This window comes from Telluria sp. LT2P80 (assembly GCF_059685955.1).
The window spans coordinates 131,711-156,999 of record NZ_JCASIO010000003.1; the positions used below are offsets into that span (position 1 = coordinate 131,711).

General features: G+C 63.2%; 22 protein-coding genes. 11 read left to right on the plus strand and 11 right to left on the minus strand.

Features of this window, described 5'->3' with window-relative positions:
• Positions 1-1,008 (minus strand): ubiquinol oxidase subunit II, encoded by a 1,008-nt coding sequence (cyoA, locus tag AC56LW_RS09890; protein ID WP_183552478.1) that lies wholly within the window; start codon positions 1,006-1,008, stop codon positions 1-3.
• 162 nt (positions 1,009-1,170) lie between these two features.
• Here cyoA and AC56LW_RS09895 point away from each other — a divergent pair, with 162 nt between their 5' ends.
• The 3 genes from AC56LW_RS09895 to AC56LW_RS09905 all read left to right on the plus strand — a co-directional run bounded on the left by AC56LW_RS09895 (position 1,171) and on the right by AC56LW_RS09905 (position 6,601).
• The gene (locus tag AC56LW_RS09895; protein ID WP_332532018.1) at positions 1,171-2,511 is read left to right on the plus strand and encodes an MFS transporter; all 1,341 of its coding nucleotides are present in this window, start codon (positions 1,171-1,173) and stop codon (positions 2,509-2,511) included.
• 344 nt (positions 2,512-2,855) lie between these two features.
• Entirely contained in the window at positions 2,856-3,695 is an 840-nt protein-coding gene (locus AC56LW_RS09900; protein ID WP_499633889.1) for a phosphate/phosphite/phosphonate ABC transporter substrate-binding protein, read from the plus strand.
• An 11-nt stretch (positions 3,696-3,706) separates the two neighbouring features.
• Entirely contained in the window at positions 3,707-6,601 is a 2,895-nt protein-coding gene (locus AC56LW_RS09905) for a sensor domain-containing protein (RefSeq protein WP_499633890.1), read from the plus strand.
• A gap of 24 nt (positions 6,602-6,625) precedes the next feature.
• On the opposite strand, the gene AC56LW_RS09910 is transcribed toward AC56LW_RS09905, so the two are convergent.
• Both AC56LW_RS09910 and AC56LW_RS09915 read right to left on the minus strand, forming a co-directional pair.
• On the minus strand, positions 6,626-7,534 hold the full coding sequence (locus AC56LW_RS09910) for a ZIP family metal transporter (protein WP_499633891.1): 909 nt from the start codon (positions 7,532-7,534) through the stop codon (positions 6,626-6,628).
• Between the two features lie 76 nt (positions 7,535-7,610).
• Positions 7,611-8,615 carry a manganese catalase family protein gene (locus AC56LW_RS09915; protein ID WP_499633893.1) on the minus strand — a complete coding sequence of 335 codons (1,005 nt, stop codon included), beginning with the start codon at positions 8,613-8,615 and terminating at the stop codon, positions 7,611-7,613.
• Positions 8,616-8,960: 345 nt separating this feature from the next.
• Between AC56LW_RS09915 and AC56LW_RS09920 the strand changes: the two genes are divergently transcribed.
• Positions 8,961-9,524, plus strand: coding sequence for a hemerythrin domain-containing protein (locus AC56LW_RS09920; RefSeq protein ID WP_499633894.1), 564 nt, complete (start codon positions 8,961-8,963; stop codon positions 9,522-9,524).
• A gap of 71 nt (positions 9,525-9,595) precedes the next feature.
• Here the strand turns inward: AC56LW_RS09920 and AC56LW_RS09925 are convergent, their stop codons facing one another.
• The 5 genes from AC56LW_RS09925 to AC56LW_RS09945 form a co-directional block, all read right to left on the minus strand.
• The gene (locus tag AC56LW_RS09925; protein ID WP_499633895.1) at positions 9,596-10,624 is read right to left on the minus strand and encodes a patatin-like phospholipase family protein; all 1,029 of its coding nucleotides are present in this window, start codon (positions 10,622-10,624) and stop codon (positions 9,596-9,598) included.
• Positions 10,625-10,694: 70 nt separating this feature from the next.
• The gene (locus AC56LW_RS09930) at positions 10,695-11,432 is read right to left on the minus strand and encodes an LrgB family protein (RefSeq protein ID WP_499633897.1); all 738 of its coding nucleotides are present in this window, start codon (positions 11,430-11,432) and stop codon (positions 10,695-10,697) included.
• Positions 11,425-11,781 carry a CidA/LrgA family protein gene (locus tag AC56LW_RS09935; protein WP_332532013.1) on the minus strand — a complete coding sequence of 119 codons (357 nt, stop codon included), beginning with the start codon at positions 11,779-11,781 and terminating at the stop codon, positions 11,425-11,427. Before AC56LW_RS09935 ends, AC56LW_RS09930 begins: the two co-directional genes overlap by 8 nt.
• A gap of 66 nt (positions 11,782-11,847) precedes the next feature.
• Positions 11,848-12,957: a 4-hydroxyphenylpyruvate dioxygenase gene (hppD, locus tag AC56LW_RS09940; RefSeq protein WP_332532012.1), complete on the minus strand. Its 1,110-nt coding sequence runs from the start codon at positions 12,955-12,957 to the stop codon at positions 11,848-11,850.
• Between the two features lie 34 nt (positions 12,958-12,991).
• Positions 12,992-13,897, minus strand: coding sequence for a LysR family transcriptional regulator (locus AC56LW_RS09945; RefSeq protein WP_499633899.1), 906 nt, complete (start codon positions 13,895-13,897; stop codon positions 12,992-12,994).
• Between the two features lie 171 nt (positions 13,898-14,068).
• Between AC56LW_RS09945 and hmgA the strand changes: the two genes are divergently transcribed.
• Positions 14,069-15,364 carry a homogentisate 1,2-dioxygenase gene (gene hmgA / locus AC56LW_RS09950; RefSeq protein WP_499633901.1) on the plus strand — a complete coding sequence of 432 codons (1,296 nt, stop codon included), beginning with the start codon at positions 14,069-14,071 and terminating at the stop codon, positions 15,362-15,364.
• A gap of 17 nt (positions 15,365-15,381) precedes the next feature.
• Here hmgA and AC56LW_RS09955 read toward each other — a convergent pair whose 3' ends face one another.
• Entirely contained in the window at positions 15,382-15,693 is a 312-nt protein-coding gene (locus AC56LW_RS09955; protein ID WP_332532009.1) for a hypothetical protein, read from the minus strand.
• A 39-nt stretch (positions 15,694-15,732) separates the two neighbouring features.
• Here AC56LW_RS09955 and AC56LW_RS09960 point away from each other — a divergent pair, with 39 nt between their 5' ends.
• A complete protein-coding gene (locus AC56LW_RS09960) occupies positions 15,733-17,136 on the plus strand; it encodes an aminotransferase-like domain-containing protein (RefSeq protein ID WP_499633903.1) in 1,404 nt (467 codons plus the stop codon).
• On the opposite strand, the gene AC56LW_RS09965 is transcribed toward AC56LW_RS09960, so the two are convergent.
• Complete coding sequence (locus tag AC56LW_RS09965) at positions 17,133-18,875, minus strand: methyl-accepting chemotaxis protein (RefSeq protein ID WP_499633905.1); 1,743 nt, start codon at positions 18,873-18,875, stop codon at positions 17,133-17,135. The genes AC56LW_RS09960 and AC56LW_RS09965 overlap by 4 nt on opposite strands.
• Positions 18,876-19,157: 282 nt before the next feature.
• On the opposite strand from AC56LW_RS09965, the gene AC56LW_RS09970 reads away from it, so the two are divergent.
• The 5 genes from AC56LW_RS09970 (at position 19,158) to AC56LW_RS09990 (ending at position 24,568) form a co-directional block, all read left to right on the plus strand.
• A complete protein-coding gene (locus AC56LW_RS09970; protein WP_499633907.1) occupies positions 19,158-20,483 on the plus strand; it encodes a hemolysin family protein in 1,326 nt (441 codons plus the stop codon).
• Between the two features lie 19 nt (positions 20,484-20,502).
• Positions 20,503-21,321 (plus strand): TlpA family protein disulfide reductase, encoded by an 819-nt coding sequence (locus AC56LW_RS09975; protein WP_499633909.1) that lies wholly within the window; start codon positions 20,503-20,505, stop codon positions 21,319-21,321.
• Between the two features lie 43 nt (positions 21,322-21,364).
• Entirely contained in the window at positions 21,365-22,066 is a 702-nt protein-coding gene (locus AC56LW_RS09980) for an MBL fold metallo-hydrolase (RefSeq protein ID WP_499633911.1), read from the plus strand.
• A 322-nt stretch (positions 22,067-22,388) separates the two neighbouring features.
• Positions 22,389-23,744, plus strand: coding sequence for an amino acid permease (locus AC56LW_RS09985; RefSeq protein WP_499633913.1), 1,356 nt, complete (start codon positions 22,389-22,391; stop codon positions 23,742-23,744).
• 164 nt (positions 23,745-23,908) lie between these two features.
• Positions 23,909-24,568 (plus strand): OmpW family outer membrane protein, encoded by a 660-nt coding sequence (locus AC56LW_RS09990; protein ID WP_499633915.1) that lies wholly within the window; start codon positions 23,909-23,911, stop codon positions 24,566-24,568.
• Between the two features lie 144 nt (positions 24,569-24,712).
• Here the strand turns inward: AC56LW_RS09990 and AC56LW_RS09995 are convergent, their stop codons facing one another.
• Positions 24,713-25,270 carry a DinB family protein gene (locus tag AC56LW_RS09995; protein ID WP_499633917.1) on the minus strand — a complete coding sequence of 186 codons (558 nt, stop codon included), beginning with the start codon at positions 25,268-25,270 and terminating at the stop codon, positions 24,713-24,715.
• Positions 25,271-25,289 lie beyond the last annotated feature (19 nt).

Genomic DNA, 25,289 nt, shown 5'->3' on the forward strand with positions numbered 1-25,289 from the left:
TTACTTCTTCACAGTGTTAAAAGGGGCGACGCACATTTCCAGTGCCTCGGCCAGCATGGACTTGCCATCCTTCGGCAGCTGGCGGATGGCCGCGGCCATTTCGTTGCGCTTGTGATCCTCGTGCATTTGCTGGTTCATGCACATGGTGCCTTCAGCAACGCAGCGGTTCAGGATGCGGTTGAACAGCGCCGGCTCGACCTGTGCGTAATGGCGCACCGGCTCCTTGGCGGTCGGTTTTTCGAGCACCATGTAGTCAGCGCGGTCGAGCACTTCGGTACCGGTCTTCATTTCCTTGACCCAGGTGTCGAAATCGGCCTGCGTCACGCCCTTGTAGGCAAACTTCATGTGCGAGAAACCATCGCCGCTGAAGTTGGCCGACAGGCCGCGATAATCGCCGGTCTTGTTCAGCACCGCGTTCAGTTCCGTCTCCATGCCCGGCATCGCGTAAATCATGCCAGCCAGGGTCGGGATGTAGAACGTGTTCATCACGGTCGACGACGTGATCTTGAAGCGCACTGGCACGTCGATCGGGGTCACCAGGTGATTGACCGATGCAATGCCCTGCTCTGGATAAATGAACAGCCATTTCCAGTCCAGCGCCACCACTTGCACTTCCAGTGGCTTGACGGACGCGGCGAGCGGCCGGTTGGCATCGATGCGGTCGAGCGGACGGTACGGATCGAGCTTGTGGGTACTGACCCAGGTAATCAGGCCCAGCACGATGATGATCAGAAGCGGTGCGCCCCAGATAATCAGCTCGAGCTTGGTCGAGTGGTCCCAGTCAGGTTCGTAGGCCGCGTTGGCGCCCTTGCGGTAGCGCCAGGCGAACCAGACGACCAGCAACATCACCGGAATGATGATGATCAACATTAATAGAACCGATATGACGATCAGATCGGCCTGCTGCTTTGCTATATCGCCGGTGGGATTCATTACAACGGTATTGCAGCCAGCAAGCGCTGCAAGAAGAAGTAATGGCAGTCCGCGGCGGACAATTTGTGGAATCATGCTAGGTATCTAACGTTACATGGAGGGAGAGCATGCTACTGTACTGCCAACGGTCGTCAAAGAACATTGGACAGTTTGTCCCACCCTTTGCCATAATGCAATTTTAACAATAGTGTTACCCACAATAGTGGCGACCGCGACACGACTTTTGGAGAATTAACCATGCACAGCACTACCCACGGCAGCGACGACGCCGCTCCAATCACGAGCCCGAACAGCGGCGCACGCAATATCAACGCCCGCGACGAACACATCTCCCCCGGCGACATCGCCGTCGGCGTCATTGTCGGTCGTTCAGCGGAGTACTTCGAATTCTTCGTGTATGCCATCGCTTCGGTGCTGGTGTTCCCGTCGATCTTTTTCCCGTTTGCCGATCGCCTCGAAGGCACACTGTACGCCTTTGTCATTTTCGCGTTCGCATTCATCGCGCGTCCGTTCGGCACGTTGCTGTTCATGTGGATCCAGAAACGCTGGAGCCTCGACATGAAACTGCTGATCGCGCTGTTCATGATGGGCACCTGCACCGTCGTCATCGCCCTGCTCCCGAGCTACAGCGAAATCGGCGGCGCCGCCATCGTGATGCTGGCACTGCTGCGCATCGGCCAGGGCCTGGCCCAGGGCGGTTCGTGGGATGGTCTGCCATCGCTGCTGGCCCTGTCCGCACCTGAAGGCAAGCGTGGCTGGTACGCGATGCTGGGTCAGCTGAGCGCACCGCTCGGCTTCGTCATCGCCGCCGGCGTGTTCGCTTACCTGATCGGCAACCTGTCGCAGGAAGACTTCCTGACCTGGGGCTGGCGCTTCCCATTCTTCGTCGCCTTCGCCATCAACGTCGTCGGCCTGTTCGCCCGCCTGCGTCTGGTCTCGACCACGGAGTATGCACGCCTGCTGGACACCAATCACATGACGCCTGCCCCGGTCGGCGAACTGATGCGCAATCAGGGTACCAACATCATCATCGGTGCCATGACCGCACTGGCCAGCTACGCACTGTTCCACCTGGTGACCGTGTTCCCGCTGTCGTGGATCCAGTTGTATGATACGCGCCCTGTCGAATCGTTCCTGCTGGTCCAGATGGGCGGCGCTGTCCTGGCTGCGCTGGGTATCCTGGCCTCGGGCTATATCGCTGACAAGGTCGGTCGTCGCACCACGCTCGGTACGCTGGCGGCACTGATCGCGCTGTTCTCGGTCTTCGTGCCATCGCTGATCGACGGCGGTACCGCTGGCCAGAACACCTTCATCCTGGTCGGCTTCACCCTGCTGGGCCTGTCGTATGGCCAGGCCGCGGGCGCCACGACGTCGAACTTCCAGAAGCACTTCCGCTACACCGGTGCGGCGCTGACGTCGGATCTGGCATGGCTGGTCGGCGCAGCATTCGCGCCGCTGGTTGCGCTGGGTCTGTCGGCCAACTTCGGCCTCGGCTACGTCAGCCTGTACCTGCTGTCGGCAGCAGTGGCCACGCTGGCCGCGCTGAGCCTCAACCGCAAACTGGAAATCCGTGACTGATCTGCCTTGCTCTTTTTCGCAGTAACGACAACGGCCCTTCGGGGCCGTTGTTGTTTTTGGCTGCACGCACAGGACATGAACCGATTAAGTTATTGAATGCAACATTGCATTACAGCCAGCAATGTTGGCTGATGGTATGATCTTCATAGCTGGAACGCATGTGCCTCAACGGCCCGCGCTACAGTGACCCGTTCGCGCATCCATCGACGGATGGCGACGCTGGCGCACTGTGCCTCACCGCTACCGCGCGCCCGGCTTGTCTGCCGCATGGCACGACATCACGGAGCCCAGCCCGGTACCCGGGACGTGGCCGTATTTCATCTTGTCCTCACGATCGCACAATCATGAATCTGCATCTGTCACTGTTGGCTGGCGCCTTTTTCGTCACGCAATCGGCTGTCGCCGCTCCACCGGCCTGCTACAATTTTTCACCGGTCAATCAGTTCAATGTCCAGGTATCGGCCAGCTTCTGGAATCCGATCATCAACTACGTATCGACCCGCAGCAAGGTCTGCATGAAGCTCAAGCTGGGTCGCACCTCCGCCGACACGACCAGTTTCGTGCTGGCGCGCGAAGTCGACTTCGCCTTTACCAACCACCTGTTCAGTCCCGACCGGGAAAAGATGGGTTGGACCGTGTTCGGGCGCCGCAACTCGCCGCCGGTGCACGCGCAGATCGTGGTGCCGGTCGATTCGCCGATCAGGGATATCAAGGAACTGGCCGGCGCCGCCGTGAGTTTTCCGGGCCCGGAAGCGCTGGTGGCCTACAAGGTCAATTATGCGCAGCTGCTGCGAGCCGACATCCCGATTAACGTCGTGTTCGCCGGCAACCAGGACGCTGCGTTCACGCAGCTGTTCGCCGGCATGGTCAAGGCCGTCGGCGCAAATTCGCAGCTGGTGGCCAACTGGCGCGGCCGCGAAGGCAGCGCATTCCGCGTGCTGTGGACGTCGGCGCCATTCAATGATCTGGCGTTGATGGCCTCGCCACGGGTGCCGGCGGAGCAGGTGCGCGCCGTCGCCAATGCCTTCCTCACGATGCACAACGATCCGGAAGGCAAGCGCGTGCTCGCCGAATCGGGCGCGCTGATCCACGCTCCGGTACCGCTGTCGTTCGTGGCCGCCAGCCAGGCCGACTATGCCAGCTACCGCACGTTCTATGCCGACGCGCCGGCCAGCCTGCGGTGACACCTTTTGCCATGACATTTGCTCCGCTGCGCCTGCTCAAGCGCGTCTTCCTGCCGCGCTCCCTGATGGGCCGCGTATTCGGCGTGTTCGCGGCCACGATGCTGCTCCTGATGCTGGCGGGCCTTGGCATGTTCTACCGCTACCAGTACCTGCAGCACATCGAAGAGACGCAGGACAATGCGCTGATGCTGCTCGAGGCGGTGATCCAGCCGATCGAAGAAAGCGTCGTCATTGGCGATTACGACACGGTCAAGCGCACGCTGGGCAAGATGCTTGTCAAGTCACCGTTCCAGCGCGCCCAGTTCCTTGAAGTCGGTGGTGGCGCGATCAGCCTGGAGGCGCAGGCAAGCCAGTACGCAGCGCCGCCCGACTGGTTCACGGCGCTGATCGTCGAGCGGTTCTACGATGTCAACCGGGTCATCACGGTCGGTGGCAAGGACTATGGCGTCATGCGCCTGTCGTTCGACGTGACCAGACTGGCAGCGCAGCTCTGGCAGCTCATCATCGAAACGGCCGCGGTGGCCCTGGTGCTGGCCTCGGCCAGCCTGTTGATGATGCGCGTGCTGCTGCGCCGCTGGCTGGACCGTCTCGGTGGCCTGCGCGCTTTTGAGCATGATGTCGCCGCGGGCCTGGTCACTGCCGAGGCGCCACTGCACGACGATGCGCCGCTCGAGATCCAGGAAGCGATCCTGGCCGTCAACCGCGGCACTGCCAGCCTGCGGGTGCAGTATGGCGAGCGCATCGAGCTCCTGATGAATTCGCTCGTGCAGCACAAGAGTGCGATGGACCAGGCCGCGATCGTGTCCGAGATCGATGTCGACGGCCGCATCGCCGTCGTCAACGACCAGTTCATCGCCAACAGTGGCCTGTCCCGCGACGAGGTCGTCGGCCAGCCGCTGGCGCACCTGACCATCCCCGGCCCGGCGCCGGCCTGGACACCTGGACCGACTGTCTGGAAAGGCGACGTGACGATCGCCGGGCGCGACCGTACGCTGCAATGGCACCGCACGATCGTGCCGATGTTCGATGCGGGCGGCACAGTGCGCTATATCTGTATCGATATCGACATCACCGAGCGCAAGGCCTTCGAGCGCACGATCCTGGCCACGGCGCGGCGCGAAAACCTGATCGCCGAGCTGGGCCGCGTGGCCCTGACGGCCACCGACCTGCACCACGTGTTCCGGGAGGCCATTCAGGCTGCGGCGGGCGGCCTGGACGCGCCGAGCGCAGCGCTGTTTTCACTGGAACCGGCGCCGATCGGACGCTCACTGGTGATTCAGGCGGGTAGCGGCGCCCTGGCCTCGGCCACCGGCTTTGCCCTTGACTGCCCGCTGGGTCCCATGCCACAACAAGAGCCGGCCGACCTGCTGCGGCCGCTGTTCGCGACCGTCGGGGCTGTCTACCAGGTCCGCAGCAGCGTCGATGCCTGCGTGATTTGCACGGAAAGTCCGTTCGGCGTGCTGGGTGTGTTCACCGACGACAACCGCCAGTTCGGCCCGGACGACCGCAACTTCTTGCGCAGCATCGCGCACATCCTGGCCACCACGATCGAGCGCCACACGGCCCAGCAGCGCCTGACCTATCTGGCGCAATACGATGCGTTGACCGACCTGCCGAACCGGCGCTACCTGTCCGAATCGCTCGACCTGGCCATCGGCGCGGCCGCCGCACAGGAACGCCGCGCCGGCGTCATGTTCATCGACCTCGACCATTTCAAGAAAGTCAACGACATGCTGGGACATGGCGTCGGCGACCAGTTGCTGGTACTGGCCACCAAGCGCCTGCAAGCCTGTGCCCGGCCCGGCGATCTGGTCGCGCGGCTCGGTGGCGACGAATTCGCCCTGATTCTTCCCGATGTCGTGGAAGACGGCGACATCGCCACACTGTGCACTGGCATCATCGATGCGCTGGCGGCGCCCTTCCTGCTGCAGGGCCAGCAATTGTTCGTCTCGGCCAGCGTCGGCATCGCACGCTACCCGGAAGACGGCGCCAATGCGGAGGCGCTGCTCAAGAGCGCCGATACGGCCATGTATGCGGCCAAACACAATGGCCGTGGCAATTTCCAGTTCTTCAGCGCGGCCATGCACGATGCAACCACCCAGCGCATCAAGCTCGAAGCCGAGCTGCACCAGGCGCTGGCGCGTGGCGAATTCCTGCTCCACTATCAGCCGAAGCTGGACCTTGCCACCGGCAGGACGAGCGGCTTCGAGGCGTTGCTGCGCTGGAACCACCCGCAGCGCGGCCTCGTGCCGCCGCTCGAATTCATCTCGGTCCTCGAAGACACGGGGCTGATCATCGCGGTTGGCGAGTGGGTCGTGACGGAAGTCTGCCGCCAGCTTGGCGCCTGGCGCGCCGACGGCTTCCCCGTCGTGCCAGTCGCCATCAATCTGTCGGCGCGCCAGCTCGAGCAGGACGACCTGGCAGCAACGATCGAGCACATCGTGACCGCCAGCGGCATCGCGCCGGCACTGCTCGAGTTCGAGCTCACCGAATCGATGCTGATGGTGAACCCGGACGCCGCAGTGGCGATCCTGGGACGGATCAAGGCACTGGGCATGCGCCTGTCCATTGACGATTTCGGCACCGGCTATTCGAGCCTCGCGTATCTGAAGCGCTTCCCGCTCGATGCGCTGAAGATCGACCGCACCTTCGTGCGCGACCTGCCGCATGACAGCGACGACGCCGCGATCACCCGCGCCGTCATCAACCTGGCGCACAGCCTGAATCTGAAGGTGGTGGCAGAAGGCGTGGAAAATCTCGAGCAGTTGTGCGAGCTCAAGCGCTTTGGCTGCAACGAAATCCAGGGCTATTATGTCGATCGGCCACTGGTGCCGGCCCACTGTTTCATTCGTGCTGACAGTGCGCCACCGATGGGAACGCAGCGCAACGCCGCACTGGTGATGTGACGCGGGCTGGTGGGCGCCAGCCGATCAGGCCAGCGCCGTATCGAGCACCGTCATCACGATGAATCCGATGACCAGCGCAATGCTGGCCTGGGTACCATTGCCCGACTGGCGCGATTCGGGAATCACGTCGTTGACGATGACGAGCAGCATGGCACCGGCAGCGGCAGCCAGCGCATACGGCAGCAGCCCGGCAGCGATACCGATGAGCGCGACGCCGAACACGGCAGCGATTGGCTCGATCAGCCCCGACACGATGCCCATGCCGACGGCGGCAAGGCGGCTGTAACCAACGGAATGCAGTGCCAGCGCCACGACCAGGCCCTCGGGCACGTCCTGGATCGATACACCGGTGGCCAGTGACGTGGCTTTTTCCAGGTCGATGCCAGCAAAGGCGACGCCAATGGCCAGGCCTTCCGGCAGGTTATGCAGCGCGACCGCCCACACGAACAGCCATGCGCGCCGCAGCGAGACCTGGTCGGGATCGGTGGAAAGGATGCCGTCGGTATGGACCGCGCGGCTCATCAGCAGGATCGCGCCAGCACCGGCCAGGATGCCCGCGCCGACCATCAGGCTGGATTCCCAGCTGCCCGCCCCGGCGGACGAGGCTGCGTTCAAGGCTGGAATCACGAGCGAAAACGCGGTGGCGCCCAGCATGACGCCGGCGCCGAAACCGAGGAATGAATCGTAGGTACGACGAGAAAAATTCTGTGCAAACAAGACGGGCAGCGTGCCAAGCGCGGTGGCTGCTGCCGCCGCGCTACCACCCAGCAAGGCGGCCAGCATCTTCGGATTGGCATTCATGAACTGCTCGATCATGCTGCCGATCAGGACAAACAGGACAACCGTGCAGATACCAGCAATAATGACGCGACGTGTGGTGAGCCAGCTCGGCATGCCGCGGTGTGGTGGGGCTTTCTCGACTTGACTATCCATGCGGCTTCCTGATAACTGAATGCCGCCTGTCACAGATCATGTGGCAGGCGGCGTGGGCAGATGCAGTGCGTTTTGCTTATGTCGTTTTTTTGACGCTGGCCTTCTTTTTCTTGGCAATGCCGGTGTCGTCGAGCGGACCGCCGCGCGAGGCCACGGTGGGCTCACCCATTGCATTGCCGCTACTGCCACCTATCGTACCACCGGATGCAGATTGCATCATGCCCAGTTCGGAACCGGTGCGCGGCATGGCCATCGGGTCCGACAGCGTCCGCGCCGCCATCATTTCCAGCACGTCGATATCGTCGGTCGGCAGCGCCACTTCGGCATCGCCCGCGCCGCCATCGACGGCCATCTGCTTGTCGCGGTCGCTGATGAAGTCCCAGTCGGCGCCCTGGTTCCACGCGCCACGCACCTCGCCGTCGCCCTGCGACATATTGTAGTAGACGCTGGCAAACGCCGGCACCACGGGCATTTTCCCGGGTGGGAAGTTCGGCTCCATCGCGTACAGCGCTTTCTCGAACGACTTCATGTGCGCTACTTCACGCGTCATCAGAAAGCCCAGTGCCTCCTTGACGCCCGGGTCGTCGGTCAATGAAATCAGCCGCTCGTAGACGATCTTGGCGCGTGCTTCGGCGGCGATGTTCGAGCGCAGATCGGCGCTTGGCTCGGTGATCGAGTCGATGTAGGCGGCCGTCCAGGGCACCCCGGCTGAATTCGTCAGCGGCACACCGGCGCCATACAGGACCTGCGTGATATGACTGTCGTTACCGGCGCCGGTGATACTGCGGTAGGTGTCGGCTTCCATGTCGACCCCTTCGGCCAGACGGCCTTTGGCACCCTTGTTGAGGATCGCAACGATGTTGCCGATGACTTCGAGGTGGCTGAGTTCTTCGGTGGCGATATCGAACAGCAGGTCCTTGCGGCCTGGATCGTCCTCGGCGACCGCTTGGGTAAAGTAGCGCATGGCGGCGGCGAGCTCGCCCTGCGGGCCGCCAAACTGTTCGAGCATCAGGTTCGCCAGGCCGGGGTTGGGCCCGCTGACGCGGACGGTGTACTGCAAACGCTTATTGTGAGCAAACATGGAAGTATCCTCATATGGTATTCATCCTTGCGGCACGCGTCATGCGTGACCGTCCAGGAAGGGCCGTCGTCAGATTGGCAGCCCAGTGAATCCATAATCGCATGACAACTATTGGTCATCCATCAGGTGTAATCCCGAGTCTGTGTAGGATTAATTTGACAAGATGTTATTTCAAATCAACATTTGCACCGGGCCAGCCCAGGCAATCTGGAACATTACTGACAAGGCACCGGCGTGCGCGCCTACAGTCGTCTCGACCGACATACCCCACGATAGCGGACAAACAATCACATCGGGGGTACTACCATGTTCAATCTCAAGCAACTCAGCCCAACCATCACTGACATGATCCGTTTCGATCATTCGCACGTCATGGTGACATTCCACCAGTATTCCAGCGACAAGAGCCCGACCGTCAAGAAGGCGCTGGCCGACACCATCTGCGATGCACTGGAAATTCACGCAACGCTGGAAGAAGAGATTTTCTATCCCGTGATGCGGCGCGAAGATGCGAAGCAGCAATTCATCCACGAGGCCGAACCGGAACATGACGAGATGCGCCGCCTGATCGCCCAGCTGCGCCGCACCAGCGGCGCCGATCCGCGCCACGACGACCTGGTCATGGAATTGATGCGCGACGTGATCCATCACGTGGCCGATGAAGAGACGCGCCTGCTGCCCGATGCCGAGAACATCCTGGGCAAGGCGCGCCTGTCGGAGCTGGGCGCCGCGATGACGCGTCGCCGCCTTCAGCTCGTCGGTCCAAAGGCGGGCAAGCTGGCCAAGGAACATCTGGTTGGCTTCTCCGGCAGCAGCACTGCGCTTGCTGTCGGCGTAATTGGCGCCCTGATTGCTGCCTTCGCACTGACGCCGAAGAAGACCTGGCAGGAAAAATCGACGGACGCGTAACGCTTCGCCGACGTAGCACGACGCCGCTGTCAAGCACTGTCCCCGGCAACGGCGACGGTGTTTGTTACGTTTTACAGGTCGGGATAAAAGACGGGAATCGGGTGAAGTGTCGATTTCGCGCCGAGATGGACCCCATTTTCCTTTAACCAGGTATCGGCCGAGGCCACGCCAAGATCGTGCAAATGCTGCAGGAAAGGCATCTCGGCACTGAATTTGGCGGAAATGCCATGCGCCGCCAGGTGCTCGTTACCGCTGATCAGGTGCAAAAACTTGACGGCAGGCGTCGCCCCCGCACCGCGCATTTCATCCGTCGCGCTTCCGAGAAACTGCACTGCGCTGACTTCACGGACGAAACTGATGTTGAACGCGATCTCGTTGGCGCGATTGGCGATGTCGGCCACCGTGCGTGGCATGTCGGGACGGGCGATGGGATTGTTCTGGATGATCACCACATCTGTTCCATCGCCGTGCGCCATCAGCGGCGCCAGCGGTGGATTGGCTACGTAACTGCCATCCCAGTACATCTCGCCATCGACCTCGACCGCAGCAAAGACGGTTGGCAGGCAGGCCGAGGCCAGCAGTCGCTGGACATCCATCTCGTCGCGCCTGAACAGCTTGCCCGTGCCGGTGCGCACATTGGTCGCGGCAATGAACAGCTGCAGCTCTTCGCAGGCGCGTACCCGCTCGAAGTCGATGGTGGCTGCGAGAAAGTGGCGCAGCGGATTGAGCGTCAACGGCCCTTCCAGCGTGGGCCCCGCCATGGCACCCGCCATTTCCAGCAAGTGGTACACCGGTGAAAACGCCATCGTGAAGTGCGGCGCCATGCGGTCGAGCGGCGTGCGCTGCAACGGGCTCATGGATGCGGCCGTGCCGATTGCACGCCAGAATTTGTCGAGTGCCCGACGCGCACCTTCGCGGCCGCCGCCGCATGCGTAGCCGTCTGCGACCACGACCGCATTGACCGCGCCGGCACTAGACCCGCTGAGCGCGTCGATCTGCAACCCTGGCTCCTGCAACAGGCGGTCGAGCACACCCCACCCATAGGCGCCATAACTGCCGCCGCCCTGGATGGCCAGACTGATTGTTGTATGGTCGGTCACGATCTGCCCCGTCGGTTGGTCAAAACGTCAGCGTAATCGGTGCGCCGATTGCGCGGCGCAGCGCAGACCCTCAACCCATCCAGCGTGTCACGAGCGGTACCAGCCACGGAGCAAGCAGCGCTGTCAATGCGCCATTCAGCCCCATTGCCAGCCCGGCGAACGCCCCCATTTCAGGACTGAGCTGGAACGCACGCGCCGTGCCGATCCCGTGCGCGGCCAGCCCCAGCGCGAACCCGCGCGCCGCGTCCGAGCGCACGCGCAGTCCATGAAACAGCCAGGTGGAAAATATCGCACCAAAGATGCCCGTGCCAATCACCAGCGCGGCGGTCAGGGAAGGCAGGCCGCCCAGCCGCTCGGCCACGGCCATCGCAATTGGCGACGTGACCGACTTGGGTGCGAGCGTCGCGATCAGCGCAGGCGTGGCGCCCAGCAACTGCGCAACGACGACCACCGAGACGATGGCCGTCACGCAGCCAGCGAGCAGCGCCGCCGTCAGTGGCAGCCAGTGCTGGCGCAGTCGCGGCAGCTGGCGCACCAGCGGCACGGCCAGCGCCACAGTCGCCGGGCCGAGCAGGAAGTGGACGAACTGCGCGCCAGCGAAATACCGCTCGTACGACATGCCGGACAAGCTCAGGATGCCCACGACGATGGCAATCGCGATGGCGACCGGGTTGGCGATCGGCGCGCCTTTGCACCAGGCGCCGATGCGCTGTGCGGCCAGATAGGCGCACAGTGTCATGGTCAGGCCCAGCAAAGGTGAGGCTGCCAGGTAGACCCAGAATTGGTGCAAGCCGGCGAAATCAGGCATCGCGATCTTTCGCCCGTTCGCCTTTCATGCCACGCAGCAGCAGGCCCGTGACGGCCAGCGCCAGCAGCGTGCTGACGACAACCGACGCGACAATCGCCAGCCAGTGACCGCTGCCGCTGGCGGCAGCGACCACGATGCCCACGCCGGCCGGCACGAACAGCAGCGACAGGTGGGCCAGCAGCGCATTGGCGGCCTGTTCGACCAGCAACTGCAATTTGGGGAACACGATCAGCGCAGCCACCAGCAGCAGCATGCCTGCCACGGGGCCGGGCAGTGGGAGGCGCAGCACGAAAACGACGCCCTCCCCCAGGCACTGAAATAACAACAACACCGCAAACGCCGCCAGCATGCTTTCTCCTTTACGCAAGACGGCGGCCAGGGGCCGCCGCAAACACGCAGGATAGCAAATTACGGATCAGGCGGCGGTCGTCGCCTCGCTGGCGGCGCCGAGAGCGCCGCGCTTGACCTGGTCGCGCTCGATCGACTCGAACAGCGCTTTGAAATTGCCTTCGCCGAAGCCGTCGTCACCCTTGCGCTGGATGAATTCGAAGAACACCGGGCCCAGCTGCGCCACGCCGAAGATCTGCACCAGCAGGCGCGCCTTGCCGTCCGTGACCGTGCCATCGAGCAGCAGGCCGCGCATCTTGAGCTGCTCGGCGTCTTCGCCGTGGCCCGGAATGCGCTCGTCGAGCATTTCGTAGTACGTTTCAGGCGGCGCCGTCATCAAAGGCACGCCGGCCGCGCGCAGGCTGTCGACCGTGGCGATCAGGTCGTCGCTCAGCAGCGCGATGTGCTGGATGCCTTCGCCGTTGAACTGCATCAGGAATTCCTCGATCTGGCCACCGCCCGCCTTGCCTTCTTCGTTCAGCGGGATGCGGATCATGCCGTCCGGCGCCGTCATCGCCTTCGAGGTCAGGCCCGTGTACTCGCCCTTGATGTCGAAGTAGCGGATCTCGCGGAAGTTGAACAGCTTCTCGTAGAAGCCGGCCCAATACGACATGCGGCCGCGGTACACATTGTGCGTCAGGTGATCGATGATCTTCAGGCCGTGACCCTCGGGGTTGCGCGGCGCGCCGTCGATGAACTTGAAGTCGATGTCATAGATCGATTTGCCGATGGTGTCGCCTTCGTCGAAACGGTCGATCAGGTACAGCGGCGCACCGCCAATGCCGCGGATTGCCGGCAGGCGCAGCTCCATCGGGCCGGTCGGGATCTCGACCGCCTGCGCGCCCAGTTCCAGCGCCCTGGCATAGGCCTTGTGCGCATCGCGCACGCGAAACGCCATGCCGCAGGCCGACGGGCCATGCTCGGCCGCGAAGTAGGCAGCGTAGCTTTTCGGCTCGTTGTTGATGATGAAGTTGATGCCGCCCTGGCGATACAGCGCGACGTCCTTCGAGCGGTGCACGGCCACCTTGGTAAAGCCCAGCGCCTCGAACACGGGTTCGAGCACGCCCGGGGTTGGCGAAGCGAACTCGACGAATTCGAAGCCCATCAGGCCCATGGGATTGTCAAACAGATCTGCCATTGTCTCTTCCTTTTTATTCGTCCTACGTTGACGGTCATTCCGCGAACACGTCGGCCAGCAAACCGCGCAACCACACATTGCCCGGATCCTGATTGAAGCGGCGGTGCCAAAAAATATTCGTTTGCAGCGGCGGCAGATCCAGCGGCGGCGTTGCCCATTCGAGAGCGAACGGCAGGCCGGCCCGTTCGGCCAGTTTTTGCGGCACCGTCACCACCAGATCGCTCGAGCTGACGATGTACGGCACCGCCGTGAAATGCGGCACCCGAAAGCGCGTCGACGGCGCGATCCCGGCCCGGGCCAGCACCGCGTTGACCCGGTCGTACGGGCTGTCGGCCGCGTCCACCAGCAAGTGCTCGGCCGCCGCAAAGCGCGCCAGCGTCAGCGCGCCCTTGCCCAGTGGATGGCCCTTGCGGAACATCGTCACGAACGGCTGTCGGAACAAATGCCGCTGGTACAGCGCATCCGACACATCGTCGAACGGGCCCACCGCCAGGTCGACCCGCCCGCCTTCCATTTCTTCCTTCAGCGTCGCCGCGCCCACGCGCACCGAACTGAGTTCAACGTGCGGCGCCACCTGCCGGCAGCGCTCGATCAGTGTCGGCATGAAGTACACCTCGCCGACATCGGTCATCGCCAGCACGAAGCGGCGGCTGCTCGTGCCCGGCTCGAACCGGCTGCGCTGGTTCAGCGCCAGCGCTACCTGCGCCATCGCCGCCCCAATCGGTTCGGCCATCTGCGTCGCCAGCGGCGTCGGCTGCATGCCGCTCGCCGTGCGCACGAACAGCTCGTCGCCAAAAGCTCGCCGCAATCGTGCCAGCGCATTGCTCACCGCCGACTGGCTCAGGCCAAGGCGGCGGGCGGCACTGGAAATCTGGCGTTCCCGATAGACTTCCTGGAACACGGATAGCAGATTAAGGTCGATGGTGCGCGGTTCGATCATGGGTTTTCAGGGTTGCCGGCGCATTGTCCACGCGTGATGGTGGTAGAGGCCAGCAGTATTCATGGAATCAATAGTCTACATTTTTCTATTCATCTCGTAAAACTGGCCGGATTATTCTAGAGTGACGCCATCGACCAATCGCACCACACCACCCGTTCGAGGAGACATCGCATGGCCCACCCGTCAGGTTATCTGTCCGGCTTCGGCAACGAATTTGCCACCGAAGCCCTGCCAGGTGCGCTGCCGCAGCATCGCAACTCGCCGCAGGAGGTGGCGTATGGCCTGTATGCGGAGCAATTGTCCGGCACCGCCTTCACTGCCCCGCGCAGCCATAACCGGCGCTCGTGGCTGTACCGGATTCGCCCGGCCGCCGTGCATGGCAGCTTCGTGCCGCTGGATGCGCCGCGCCTGGTCAGCCGTTTCGACAATGCCGCGCCACCGAATCAGTTGCGCTGGAGTCCGCTGCCAATGCCGACGACCCCGACCGATTTTATCGATGGCTGGGTGACGATGGCGGGCAACGGCTCGGCCGAGGCGATGACGGGCTGCGCCGTGCACCTGTACGCGGCCAACCAGTCGATGGCCGGCCGTTACTTCTACAATGCGGACGCCGAACTGCTGATCGTGCCCCAGCTGGGGCGTTTGCACATCGCCACCGAACTGGGCGTGCTGGATGTGGAGCCGCAGGAAATCGCCGTGATTCCACGCGGCGTGCGTTTCCAGGTGACGCTGCCCGATGGCGAGGCGCGCGGCTACCTGTGCGAAAACTTCGGCGCGCTGCTGCAACTGCCCGACATGGGCCCGATCGGCTCGAACGGCTTGGCCAACCCGCGCGACTTTCTGACGCCGGTGGCCCAGTACGAAGATGTCGAAGGCGATTTCGAGCTGGTCACCAAATTCGGCGGGCGGCTCTGGCGCGCGCCGATCGGCCACTCGCCGCTGGACGTGGTGGCGTGGCACGGCAACTACGCGCCCTATAAGTATGACCTGCGGCACTTCAATGCCATCGGCTCGATCAGCTACGACCACCCGGACCCGTCGATCTTCCTCGTGCTGCAAGCGCCATCGGATACGCCGGGCGTCGATACGCTCGACTTCGTGATCTTCCCGCCACGCTGGCTGGTAGCCGAGGACACGTTCCGGCCGCCCTGGTTCCACCGCAATGTGGCGAGCGAGTTCATGGGCTTGATTCACGGCGCCTACGACGCCAAGGCGGACGGCTTCGTTCCAGGAGGCTCGAGCGTGCACAACTGCATGAGCGGGCACGGCCCGGATGCCGCGACCTTCGACAAGGCCAGCAGCGCGGACACACGTCAGCCGCACAAGGTGAGTGACACGATGGCGTTCATGTTCGAAACGCGCAATGTGCTGGTGCCGACCGAGCAGGCGCTGGCGTCACCGCAATTGCAGGGGGATTATCAGCAGTGCTGGGCCGGCATCACCAGGCGCTTTCGCACGACGCCTTGACGGGCGCATGCCTGCTTTTAAGGAATGGTCCAGTCCAGGCCAAGCTTGCGGACCAATAACAGCGTCAGGTAGCCCAGCACCGCGAGCAGGACCACGAAGATGAGGACGACCTTGGCGACGCCCAGCACCAGCGTGCGCCGGTCCATGCCGTTCTTTTTCTTGCCCTGGTCGTAGTGCCACTTGATGGCGAAGAACATGCCCGTGCCGAGCACGAGCGCTTTGAACGTAAAGAAGACGATCGGGAACCATTCCATTGTTGTGCGTATTTCCAGGCTGTTGCCGCACACGGTCGATGAAGTAACGACCGCGCCGGCGGGGAGAGTTTTCAAGCATACTACTTGAAAGCAATTTCCATACATCGAGACAAAATGTCCCAGGCAAGGCCCGTACCCGCCCCGCAGGTTTCCGTCTGGCTGCCGCAACTGACCACGAATGGCGGCCCCCGTTTTTTGCAGATTGCGGATGCGTTGCAAGCGGCCATCGTGGCCGGATCGCTGGCGCCGGGTGACCGCCTGCCCCCGCAGCGCCAGCTCGCGGCGCGGCTGGACGTCGACCTGACGACCGTCACGCGCGCCTACGATGAAGCCAGGCGCCGCAACCTGCTGGAGGGGCGCGGCGCGCACGGCACGTATGTTGCGCCCCCAAAAGTCGGCTTTGCCCCGGTGATCGACCTGAGCATGAACACGCCGCCACCGCCTGCAGGCGTGGACGTCGACGACATGCTGAAACAGGGCTTGTCCCAAGTGCTGCTGAGCGCAGACAGTCAATTACTGATGACCTACCATCTGGGCGGCGGCAGCGATGCCGACCGCCAGGCCGGCGCCACCTGGCTCGAGCCGATCTGCGGACGGTTGGATCCCGCGCACATCGTGGTCTGTCCCGGCGCGCAGGCCGCGATTGCCGCCGCCATCCTCGCCATGACGACGCCAGGCGACACGATTCTGACTGAACCGATGAGCTACCCCGGCCTGCGCGACGCTGCGACCCATCTGGGCCGGCGCCTCGTCACCGTGGAAGCCGACGAACACGGCATGGTCCCCGAGCGGCTCGAAGAAGCCTGCCGCCGCGACAAGCCCGGACTCGTCTACCTGAATCCCACCTTGCAGAACCCGACTGCCGTCACGATGCCCGAGAGCCGGCGCCAGGCGCTTGCCGGCATCGCGCAGCGCGACGATGTGCGTATTCTCGAGGACGATCCCTACTGGCTGCTGGCCGACGCCCCACCGGCGCCGATCGTGACGCTCGCCCCACATCACGTGATGTATGTCTCGACCTTGTCGAAATGCCTGGCCCCCGGTTTGCGTGTCGCGTTCGTCGTCCTGCCCGACCCGGAACAGCGCGCCCGCTTCCTTGGCGCGCTGCGCTCGCTTGCACTGATGGCCACGCCATTGTCGGTCGCGCTGGCCACCCAGTGGATCGTCGACGGGTCGGCCGCCAGGCTGATGCAGGGCATACGCGATGAAGCGCGCCTGCGCCAGCGGATGGCGCGTTCTGCCCTGGCCGGGCAGTACAGCGGCATTGGCGATGGCCTGCATGGTTGGCTGACGTTGCCGGCCTGCTGGAACCGCGCGCAGTTGGCGGCTGCGGCCGCGACCGAAGGCATCGTGGTCACGCCGGCCGATGCATTCGCGGCAGGGAGCGAGTCAGTCAATGCGATCCGGCTCTCTCTGGGCAACATCAAGGACCGTCAACAGTTGCAGGCCGGGCTTCAACGGCTGTCGGATCTGATCGCCCGGCGGCCCGCTTCGTTCGGCGCCGGGCTGACTCGCTAGAACTGTTCCCATGCGAGCTCTGCCGTTGATGCCGGTGCGCGTCTGGTGGGTTGTGCGCGCGCCGTCGACACGGCAGCGTTTGCAACCTGCTTCTGGGGGCGATCCGGTACGCGCGCTGCAGCGCTTGCGGCATCCGTGTCTGCGAGCTGGAAGATGCTGACAACCCGGGCCAGTTGCGCCGCCTGCTCCTGCAGTGACGTGCTGGCAGCCGCCGCCTGCTCGACCAGCGCAGCGTTCTGTTGCGTGACCGCGTCCATTTCAGTCACCGCCTGGTTGATCTGCTCGATGCCGGCATCCTGCTCTTGTCCGGCAGCCGAGATATCGCCCATGATCGTGGTGACGCGCTCGATGCTGCCGACCACTTGCGTCATGGTTGCACCCGCCCTGGAAACCAGCTCGTTGCCGATATTGACTTTGTCCAGCGAGTCGCTGATCAGGATTTTGATTTCCTTGGCCGCTGCCGCCGAACGTTGGGCCAGGTTACGCACTTCCGAGGCCACCACGGCAAACCCGCGCCCCTGTTCGCCCGCGCGCGCCGCTTCCACGGCCGCATTCAATGCCAGGATATTGGTCTGGAAGGCGATGCCGTCGATCACGCCGATGATATCGACGATCTTGTTTGACGTGGCGCTGATCACCATCGTCGTGACGACTTCGGCAACCACCGCGCCGCCCTCGCGGGCAATCTCCGACGCCGACCGTGCCAGAGCATTTGCCTGATGCACATTCTCGCTGTTCTGTTTGACGGTCGAGTTCAACTCTTCCATCGACGATGCGGTTTCTTCCAGCGCGCTGGCCTGCTGTTCAGTCCGCACAGACAAATCGTTGTTACCGACCGAAATTTCCTTGCTGGCCGTGGCAATCTCGTTGGCGCCTGAACGGACCTGCCCGACGATGTCCAGCAGATTCGCATTCATGTTCTTTAACGCCGTCAGCAGCGTGCCGATTTCATCGGTACCGGTCTGGTCGATTTGTTGACGCAGATCGCCGCTGGCCACTGCCTGGGCGAGCGTGAGCGCGCGATTGACAGGCACGGTAATCGAGCGGGTTGTCAGTACGGCGACGATCGTCGCGGCAATCAGGGCGCCGATGGTGAGCGCAATCGCGATCCAGACTGCCGATTGCGCGTCGGCCCGCACCTTCGCTCCTTCACTTTCCATCAGCGACGCCTGGAAGCTCGACATGGCATCCAGCGCGGCCGAGAATTCTGCCTGTGGTGACGTGACCTCCTTCAGCAAATACGCACCCGCCTCGGTGGTTTTCCCTTCTCGCAACAATGCCATCGTCGCTGTCAGTGCCACGCCGTACTTCCCGCGAGCGTCGCTCAACGATTGGAACAGGGCCTCGCCTTTCGGCGTATTGATCATGCTTTTCAGTTTGGTCATGAAGCCATCGGTCCTGTGCACGGACTCGGCGATCCTGTCGACGATCGCCGCGATCTGCGCTGTTTCGCCCGCGCCGAGGATGATGGCATTGCGCAAGTCACGCGCCTGCACATTGATCTCGGTTTCGATGGATTGTGTCAGCACGACCTTGACGTAACGGTCTTCCAGGATGAAGCCGATGGCCTGATTCGACGCGTTGATGCGCGTAATCGTCACAGCGGCCAGTATGATCAGGAAGACCATCAGCAGGCCAAATCCCATTCCTAAACGCGTGGCGAGTTTCCAGTTAGTCAGTCTCACAATCTTCCTTCCAAATCTGAATTGATCAATCGTCCGATGCGATCGGGCGTACATGAGGCCAGGAGGTGAAAGATAATTTCTCCTAAGAATCAAATTTGATCTCAGTATTTGTTTTAATCAATATCTTTGAGCTCATATCAGCCGGAATTTTTTGTTGTTTTTCTTTTTATTTGATTTTTAACTTTTCGGTTAACAGGCCTGAGCCACGGCGTCGGCGTGATGGAGCGGTCGAGCGGTATTCCACGTTTTTGTCATTTATGCCATGATTCCTCCGTACGCCATGGTGGCGGACCCGGCCACGGCCCGGTATGCCCGGCCATAGGCCTTCTGCTTGTCATGTCAGATATATTGATCATCCTCGTTCTGATCCTCTTGAACGGGGTGTTCGCGATGAGCGAACTCGCTCTCGTTTCCGCAAAACGCATGCGCCTCGAACGGCGCGCGCAGGAAGGCAGCCGCGGGGCGCGCAGCGCCATCGCACTGGCCGACAACCCGAGTCATTTTCTTTCCACCGTCCAAGTCGGCATCACGCTGATCGGCATCTTTACCGGTGCCTTCGGTGAAGCCTCGCTTGTTACGCGCCTGCAGCCGCAGATCGAAATGGTGGGCTTCCTGGCCCCCTACGCTTACGAAATCTCACTGTTCATCGTGGTGCTGGCCATCACGTTCGTGTCGATCGTGCTGGGCGAACTGGTCCCGAAACGCATCGCGATGCGCCATCCCGAGACGATGGCAACCCTGATTGCCCCGCCGCTATCTGCCCTGTCGCTGATCATGTCGCCGTTCGTCAAGGTGCTGTCACTGACGACCGAAGCGATCGTGCGCCTGTTCGGCATCCATGACGCCAAAGAGGAAGCGCCGACCGAAGAAGACATCGCCGGCATGTTCAAGGAAGGCACCGACGCCGGCCTGTTCGAAAAGACCGAATACGATATCGTCTCGCGCGCGCTGCGCCTGGATGACCGGCACCTGAAGGCGCTGATGACGCCGCGCGTCGACCTGATCATGATCGACCTGGACGCCGAACGCCGCGACACGCTCGAACTAATCGCCTGCCACACCTACAGCCGCTTCCCGGTCTACCGTGGCGACCGCGCCCAGATCCTGGGTTTCGTGAAGGTGCGCGACCTGCTGGCCCAGTCGGTACGCCACGGCTCGCTCGAGGCGGTCAATATCGAGCATGCCGTGCAGGACGTGCTGTTCGTGCCGGAGACCGTCGGCGCAATGGTGCTGCTCGAGCTGTTCAAGAAAAACCGGGCTGAACTGGCACTGATCGTCGATGAGTACGGCGACATCCAGGGCATGGTCACGCTGTCGGACGTCATGAGCGCGCTGGTGGGCGACGTCACCGTGAATGGCGAAGAAACCGATCCCGATGCCGTCCAGCGCCAGGATGGCAGCTGGCTGCTCGATGGCGGCGTGGATCTCGACCGCTTCCGCGACGTGTTCAATACCACCGAACGCTTCCCGGACGAAGAACTGGGCGCGTACCACACGCTGGCCGGCTTCGTGCTGTACCAGTTCGGGTATATCCCGAAAGCGTCCGAGTCGTTCGACTGGAATGGCTATCGGATCGAAGTGGTCGACATGGACGGCAACCGCATCGACAAGCTCCTGATCGAACAGCTGGCGCTGCCCGACCCGGCGCCGGTCGAAGAATGAGCCGGGTGCACTAGGGCAGATGGACGCCATCCGGCTGGGGCCGCTGTACCTTCCGATTGCGGTCGCCCTGTCGCTGGCCGCGGTGCTGGCGGCCACGCTGGTCGCCGAATGGTTCCGGCGCCGACGCGCCATCGATCCGGGCGGAGCGCTATGGAACATGATCGTGGCCGGCTTCGTCTCGGCCCGTCTCGTGTTCGTCCTGAAGCACCATGCAATCTACCTGGCCGCGCCGCTGAGCGTGTTCGACATCCGTGATGGCGGCTTTGAGACGGTCGCCGGCCTGATCGCGGCCTGCGTGGTCGGGGCCGAGCTGACGCGCCGCCAGGCAGCGCTGCGCCGCCCCGTGCTGGCCTGCATGCTGGCCGGCTGCGCGGTCTGGTTCGGCGGCACCCTGCTGAATCAGGCACTGACGCCGGCCCACACGCCCATGCCGGACGTGATGGTGCGCCAGCTCGACGGCCGCGAAGTCGCGCTACGCAGCTTCGCCGACCGCCCAGTCGTGCTGAACCTGTGGGCCACCTGGTGTCCACCCTGCCGGCGCGAGATGCCGGCCCTGATGGCGGCGCAGGCGGCCCACCCGGAGATCGCGTTCGTGCTGGTCAACCAGGGCGAATCCGCCGCCACTGTTGCCGCTTATGTCGAGCGCGAGCGTCTGCCATTGCAGGCGCAGTCCACCACGATCGTGCTGGACCCGGGCAGTCAGGTCGCTGCGCGCCTTGGCGCGGCCGGCATGCCGACGACGCTGTTCTACGATGCGGCGGGCCGCCTGCGCACGCGCCATGTGGGCGAACTCTCGCCGGCCACACTGGCCGACAAGCTGGCGGCGATCCAGCACTGAGCCACGTTTGTGGTACAACATGGGCGCTACCGAGGAACCCACCATGCAACTGAACCCGATCCAGCTGTTCGACGCCGAGTCGTCCACCTTCACCTATTTCCTGGCCGCGCCCGGCGCTGTCGACGCCGCCATCATCGACCCGGTCGACCGCCACTTCGACCGCGACCTCGCGCATCTCGAACGGCTTGGCCTGCGCCTGACGCACGTGTTCGAAACGCACGCGCATGCCGACCACGTCACGTCCGCCGGGCGCCTGCGCGCGCACACGGGCGCAAAGGCGTGCGCGCCGGGCGGCTGCGGCATCGTGCCGGCGGAAATCCAGCTGCAGGACGGCGACCGCGTCGGGTTTGCCGATGGCGAAGAGATTGCCGTGATCCATACGCCAGGCCACACGGCCGGGAGCATGTGCTACCTGTGGCGCGGCAACCTGTTCAGCGGGGACACGCTGCTGATCGGCGGTTGTGGCCGCACCGACTTCCAGGGCGGCAGCGCGGGCGACCTGTATGACAGCGTCACCCGCAAGCTGTTCACGCTCGATCCCGCCACGCGGGTCTGGCCCGGCCACGATTACAAGGGCCAGTCGGTCTCGACCATCGGCTGGGAACGCGCGCACAATGCGCGTCTTGCCGGCCGCTCCCGCCCTGACTTCATCGCGCTGATGGCCGCGCTCGACCTGCCACGGCCCGGCCTGATGGATGTCGCGGTACCGGCCAACCGCAACCTGGGACTGACGCACGGCGTGTAGTTGCCATGGGCGAAAAAAAAGCGCGGCCGAAGCCGCGCCTGTCGAACGGTCACCGAATGCGTGACGGTTCTCGGTGTGTTGCTTAGTAACGCCAGGTCTTCTTTTGCGCGACCGGACGCTTCATGACCTTGGTCTGAAACTGTTTCCACAGCAGGCCCGCCAGGGCCATCATGATCATCTTGCGCATGCTTGTCTCCAGTGAGTGTCGGCGAATTGCCATCACCATCAGCATAGCGTGACAAGCAAAACCGTGGCGCGAGTTTGCCGCACCCCGCCAATGCAGTAGAATCCCTGTCTTTATAGCAAGATCAAGAAACCGACGATGGACGACGGGCACCACCAACTCAAGCGCGGGCTCAAGAACCGCCACATCCAGCTGATCGCCCTGGGCGGCGCCATCGGCACCGGCCTGTTCCTCGGCATTGCCTCGACCATTCAGATGGCCGGCCCCTCGGTGCTGCTCGGGTATGCTATCGCCGGCGCGGTCGCCTTCCTGATCATGCGCCAGCTGGGCGAGATGATCGTCGACGAACCGGTGGCCGGCTCGTTCAGCCACTTCGCCGACAAATATTGCGGGCGCTGGGCCGGCTTCGTGTCGGGCTGGAATTACTGGGTCATGTACATCCTGGTCAGCCTCGCGGAACTGACGGCGCTGGGCATCTATATGCAGTACTGGTTCCCGGAACTGCCGACGTGGGTCTCGGCACTGGGCTTCTTCGTCCTCGTCAACCTGCTCAGCCTGTTGAACGTGAAGGCGTTCGGCGAGATGGAATTCTGGTTTGCCGTCATCAAGGTGGCGGCCGTGGTCGGCATGATCGTGTTCGGCCTGTACCTGTTGATCGGCGGCGGGGCCGGCCCCGAGGCGGGCGTGTCCAATCTGTGGCGCCACGGCGGCTTCTTCCCCAACGGCGTGGCCGGCCTGGCCATGGCCATGGCGGTGATCATGTTTTCGTTCGGCGGGCTGGAACTGATCGGCATCACCGCCGCCGAGGCGGACGACCCGTCGCGCACGATTCCGCGCGCGACCAATAACGCGCTGTACCGCATCCTGATCTTCTACATCGGCGCGCTGGCCGTGCTCCTGATGCTGTTCCCGTGGCAGAAAGTCGTCTCCGGCGGCAGCCCGTTCGTGCTGATCTTCGCCGCGCTCGACAACGGCTGGGTCGCCAACGTCCTGAACCTGGTCGTGCTGACGGCTGCGCTGTCGGTCTACAACGGCTGTGTGTATGCCAACAGCCGCATGCTGTTCGGCCTGGCCGCGCAAGGCAATGCGCCGCAAGTGCTGATGCGCACCAATGCACGCGGCGTGCCGCTCAATGCGCTGGCCGTGTCGGCCGTGGCCACCGGCTCGGCAATCCTGATCAATTACTTCCTGCCAGAAGAAGCGCTGGGCATGGTGATGAGCCTGGCCGTCGCCGCACTGGTCATCAACTGGGCAATGATTTCGTGGAGCCACCTGCGCTTCCGGCGCAGCAAGGACAACGCAGGCGCGTTGACATTGTTCCGCAGTCCATGGTTCCCGCTGTCGAATTACGTGTGCCTGGCGTTCGTCGCCATCCTGCTCGTGATCATGGCGATCACGCCGGGGCTGCGCATCTCGGTGATCCTGATCCCGATCTGGCTGGCGCTGCTGGGTCTGGGGTTCTGGCTGCGCGAACGGCGCGCCGCTGTGCAGTAAGCATGGGTTCGCTGTGCTCTGGAGGGCGCAGCAAGGCCTGTTGTGGGGGCGCAGCACGCGATTCGGATGACCGGGTCTGTGGCGAAACTGGTATTTACAGCGCGCAGAAAAACTGTACAGTGATTGGCTGTTCTCTCCAGTAGTTCCATCGCCAAAGGACTGCCATGAACCAGCCTTTCAAGACGCGCTACGTCACGTATCTCACCGCACTCCTGCTGCTGATCCCGTTATCAGCTGCCGCCCAGGACGAAGCAGGCTTCTACGCCAGCGCTTACGGGGGCGTCCCCGCAGCGCCATCGACCAGCTTTTCCGAGTTCCGCCCTACCGGTCCCGGTGTGGGAGGCACGGCCAAATTTGGTGGGGGTCTCGGTTTTGGCGCCGCCGTGGGCCGTCGCTTCGGCAACGGGTGGGCTGTCGAGCTGGCCTTGGACGAGCGCGGCAATTATCTCAGGCGCGTCGGCGGTGTCGAAGTCGATGGCAACATCTTTTCCGAACTGGTCCTCTTGAACGTGTACTACCGCTTCCCGGCTCGCGGCGCGTTACGTCCGTTCGTCGGCGCCGGCCTGGGCTACGTGATCGCGCTCGATATCGACGTTGACCGCAACGGATCAGAGCAAGAATATTCACGTGAAGGCGGCGTGGGTGTACAAGCCATCGTGGGCGTCGAGTACAGCCTGGCACCCCGCTGGCGCCTCACTGGCGATGCGCGCTGGACTAGTGTCGAGAGTGGCACATTCAAGGCATCCAATGCCGGCAATATGCTGATCGGCAAGCCGAAATATCGACCAGCCTCGCTCAATTTCGGCGTCACCTATCTGTTCTAAGCGGCACGAGGCACATCCAACTGCCTTTCAGCGGCCTGCTTCGCTCGATGAATTTGCTGCGTAGTATTCAAGCACCACCTTCCCGCTTCAGCAGGTTGGCGTTGCTGGGCCCGGGGTTCTGGCTGCGCGAGCGGCGCGCCAGCGTCACGCTGGCGGCTGGTCCCCGATAAGCACCAGCAGGTCGGTCACGCCGATGTCGGCGCCGGCCTGCGTCAGCAAGGTGCTGGCCTGGCCGCGATGATGGGTCTGGTGATTGAAGAAGTGCAGCAGCAGGCTGCCGAACGGCTTGCAGAACGAGGCGCCACGCGTGTTGCGGTAAGCCAGCACGTGGTCCAGATCGGCGGATGTTACCTCGGCCGCCAGCGCCATGACGATCCCGTCGATCCGCTCACGCTGCACGCGCAGCAACGCCAGGCTGTCCCCGTACGACTGGCGCAAGTCGCTGGAGATCGCCACGCCGCGCAGCGTCTCGAGCGCGCGAAACATCGTCACATGGCCAGCAAAGCGTGACAGCCAGATGCTGTCGCCTGCGACCAGATGGTTGAGCGTTCCCAGCAATGATCCAAAGAAGGCACCCCGCTCGGCAGTGACTGCCTCCTGCGGCAAGGTCGCGGCCGCATCGTACAGCTGGCGGTTCATCGTCGCGTTGTAGCGTGCCAGCAGATGGATGTCGTCGCAGGTCGGCATGATGCCTCCGGTCATGGGGAAGCTCGATTCTCTC

Bases quoted from the DNA above. Each gene is read 5' to 3' on its own strand.
- cyoA (WP_183552478.1), bottom strand. From the start codon at position 1,008: ATGATTCCACAAATTGTCCGCCGCGGACTGCCATTACTTCTTCTTGCA.
- AC56LW_RS09995 (WP_499633917.1), bottom strand. From the start codon at position 25,270: ATGACCGGAGGCATCATGCCGACCTGCGACGACATCCATCTGCTGGCA.
- AC56LW_RS09930 (WP_499633897.1), bottom strand. From the start codon at position 11,432: ATGCCTGATTTCGCCGGCTTGCACCAATTCTGGGTCTACCTGGCAGCC.
- hmgA (WP_499633901.1), top strand. From the start codon at position 14,069: ATGGCCCACCCGTCAGGTTATCTGTCCGGCTTCGGCAACGAATTTGCC.
- AC56LW_RS09895 (WP_332532018.1), top strand. From the start codon at position 1,171: ATGCACAGCACTACCCACGGCAGCGACGACGCCGCTCCAATCACGAGC.
- AC56LW_RS09910 (WP_499633891.1), bottom strand. From the start codon at position 7,534: ATGGATAGTCAAGTCGAGAAAGCCCCACCACACCGCGGCATGCCGAGC.
- AC56LW_RS09990 (WP_499633915.1), top strand. From the start codon at position 23,909: ATGAACCAGCCTTTCAAGACGCGCTACGTCACGTATCTCACCGCACTC.
- AC56LW_RS09915 (WP_499633893.1), bottom strand. From the start codon at position 8,615: ATGTTTGCTCACAATAAGCGTTTGCAGTACACCGTCCGCGTCAGCGGG.
- AC56LW_RS09980 (WP_499633911.1), top strand. From the start codon at position 21,365: ATGCAACTGAACCCGATCCAGCTGTTCGACGCCGAGTCGTCCACCTTC.
- AC56LW_RS09935 (WP_332532013.1), bottom strand. From the start codon at position 11,781: ATGCTGGCGGCGTTTGCGGTGTTGTTGTTATTTCAGTGCCTGGGGGAG.
- AC56LW_RS09970 (WP_499633907.1), top strand. From the start codon at position 19,158: ATGTCAGATATATTGATCATCCTCGTTCTGATCCTCTTGAACGGGGTG.
- AC56LW_RS09965 (WP_499633905.1), bottom strand. From the start codon at position 18,875: ATGTACGCCCGATCGCATCGGACGATTGATCAATTCAGATTTGGAAGG.
- AC56LW_RS09905 (WP_499633890.1), top strand. From the start codon at position 3,707: ATGACATTTGCTCCGCTGCGCCTGCTCAAGCGCGTCTTCCTGCCGCGC.
- AC56LW_RS09985 (WP_499633913.1), top strand. From the start codon at position 22,389: ATGGACGACGGGCACCACCAACTCAAGCGCGGGCTCAAGAACCGCCAC.
- hppD (WP_332532012.1), bottom strand. From the start codon at position 12,957: ATGGCAGATCTGTTTGACAATCCCATGGGCCTGATGGGCTTCGAATTC.
- AC56LW_RS09960 (WP_499633903.1), top strand. From the start codon at position 15,733: ATGTCCCAGGCAAGGCCCGTACCCGCCCCGCAGGTTTCCGTCTGGCTG.
- AC56LW_RS09975 (WP_499633909.1), top strand. From the start codon at position 20,503: ATGGACGCCATCCGGCTGGGGCCGCTGTACCTTCCGATTGCGGTCGCC.
- AC56LW_RS09920 (WP_499633894.1), top strand. From the start codon at position 8,961: ATGATCCGTTTCGATCATTCGCACGTCATGGTGACATTCCACCAGTAT.
- AC56LW_RS09945 (WP_499633899.1), bottom strand. From the start codon at position 13,897: ATGATCGAACCGCGCACCATCGACCTTAATCTGCTATCCGTGTTCCAG.
- AC56LW_RS09900 (WP_499633889.1), top strand. From the start codon at position 2,856: ATGAATCTGCATCTGTCACTGTTGGCTGGCGCCTTTTTCGTCACGCAA.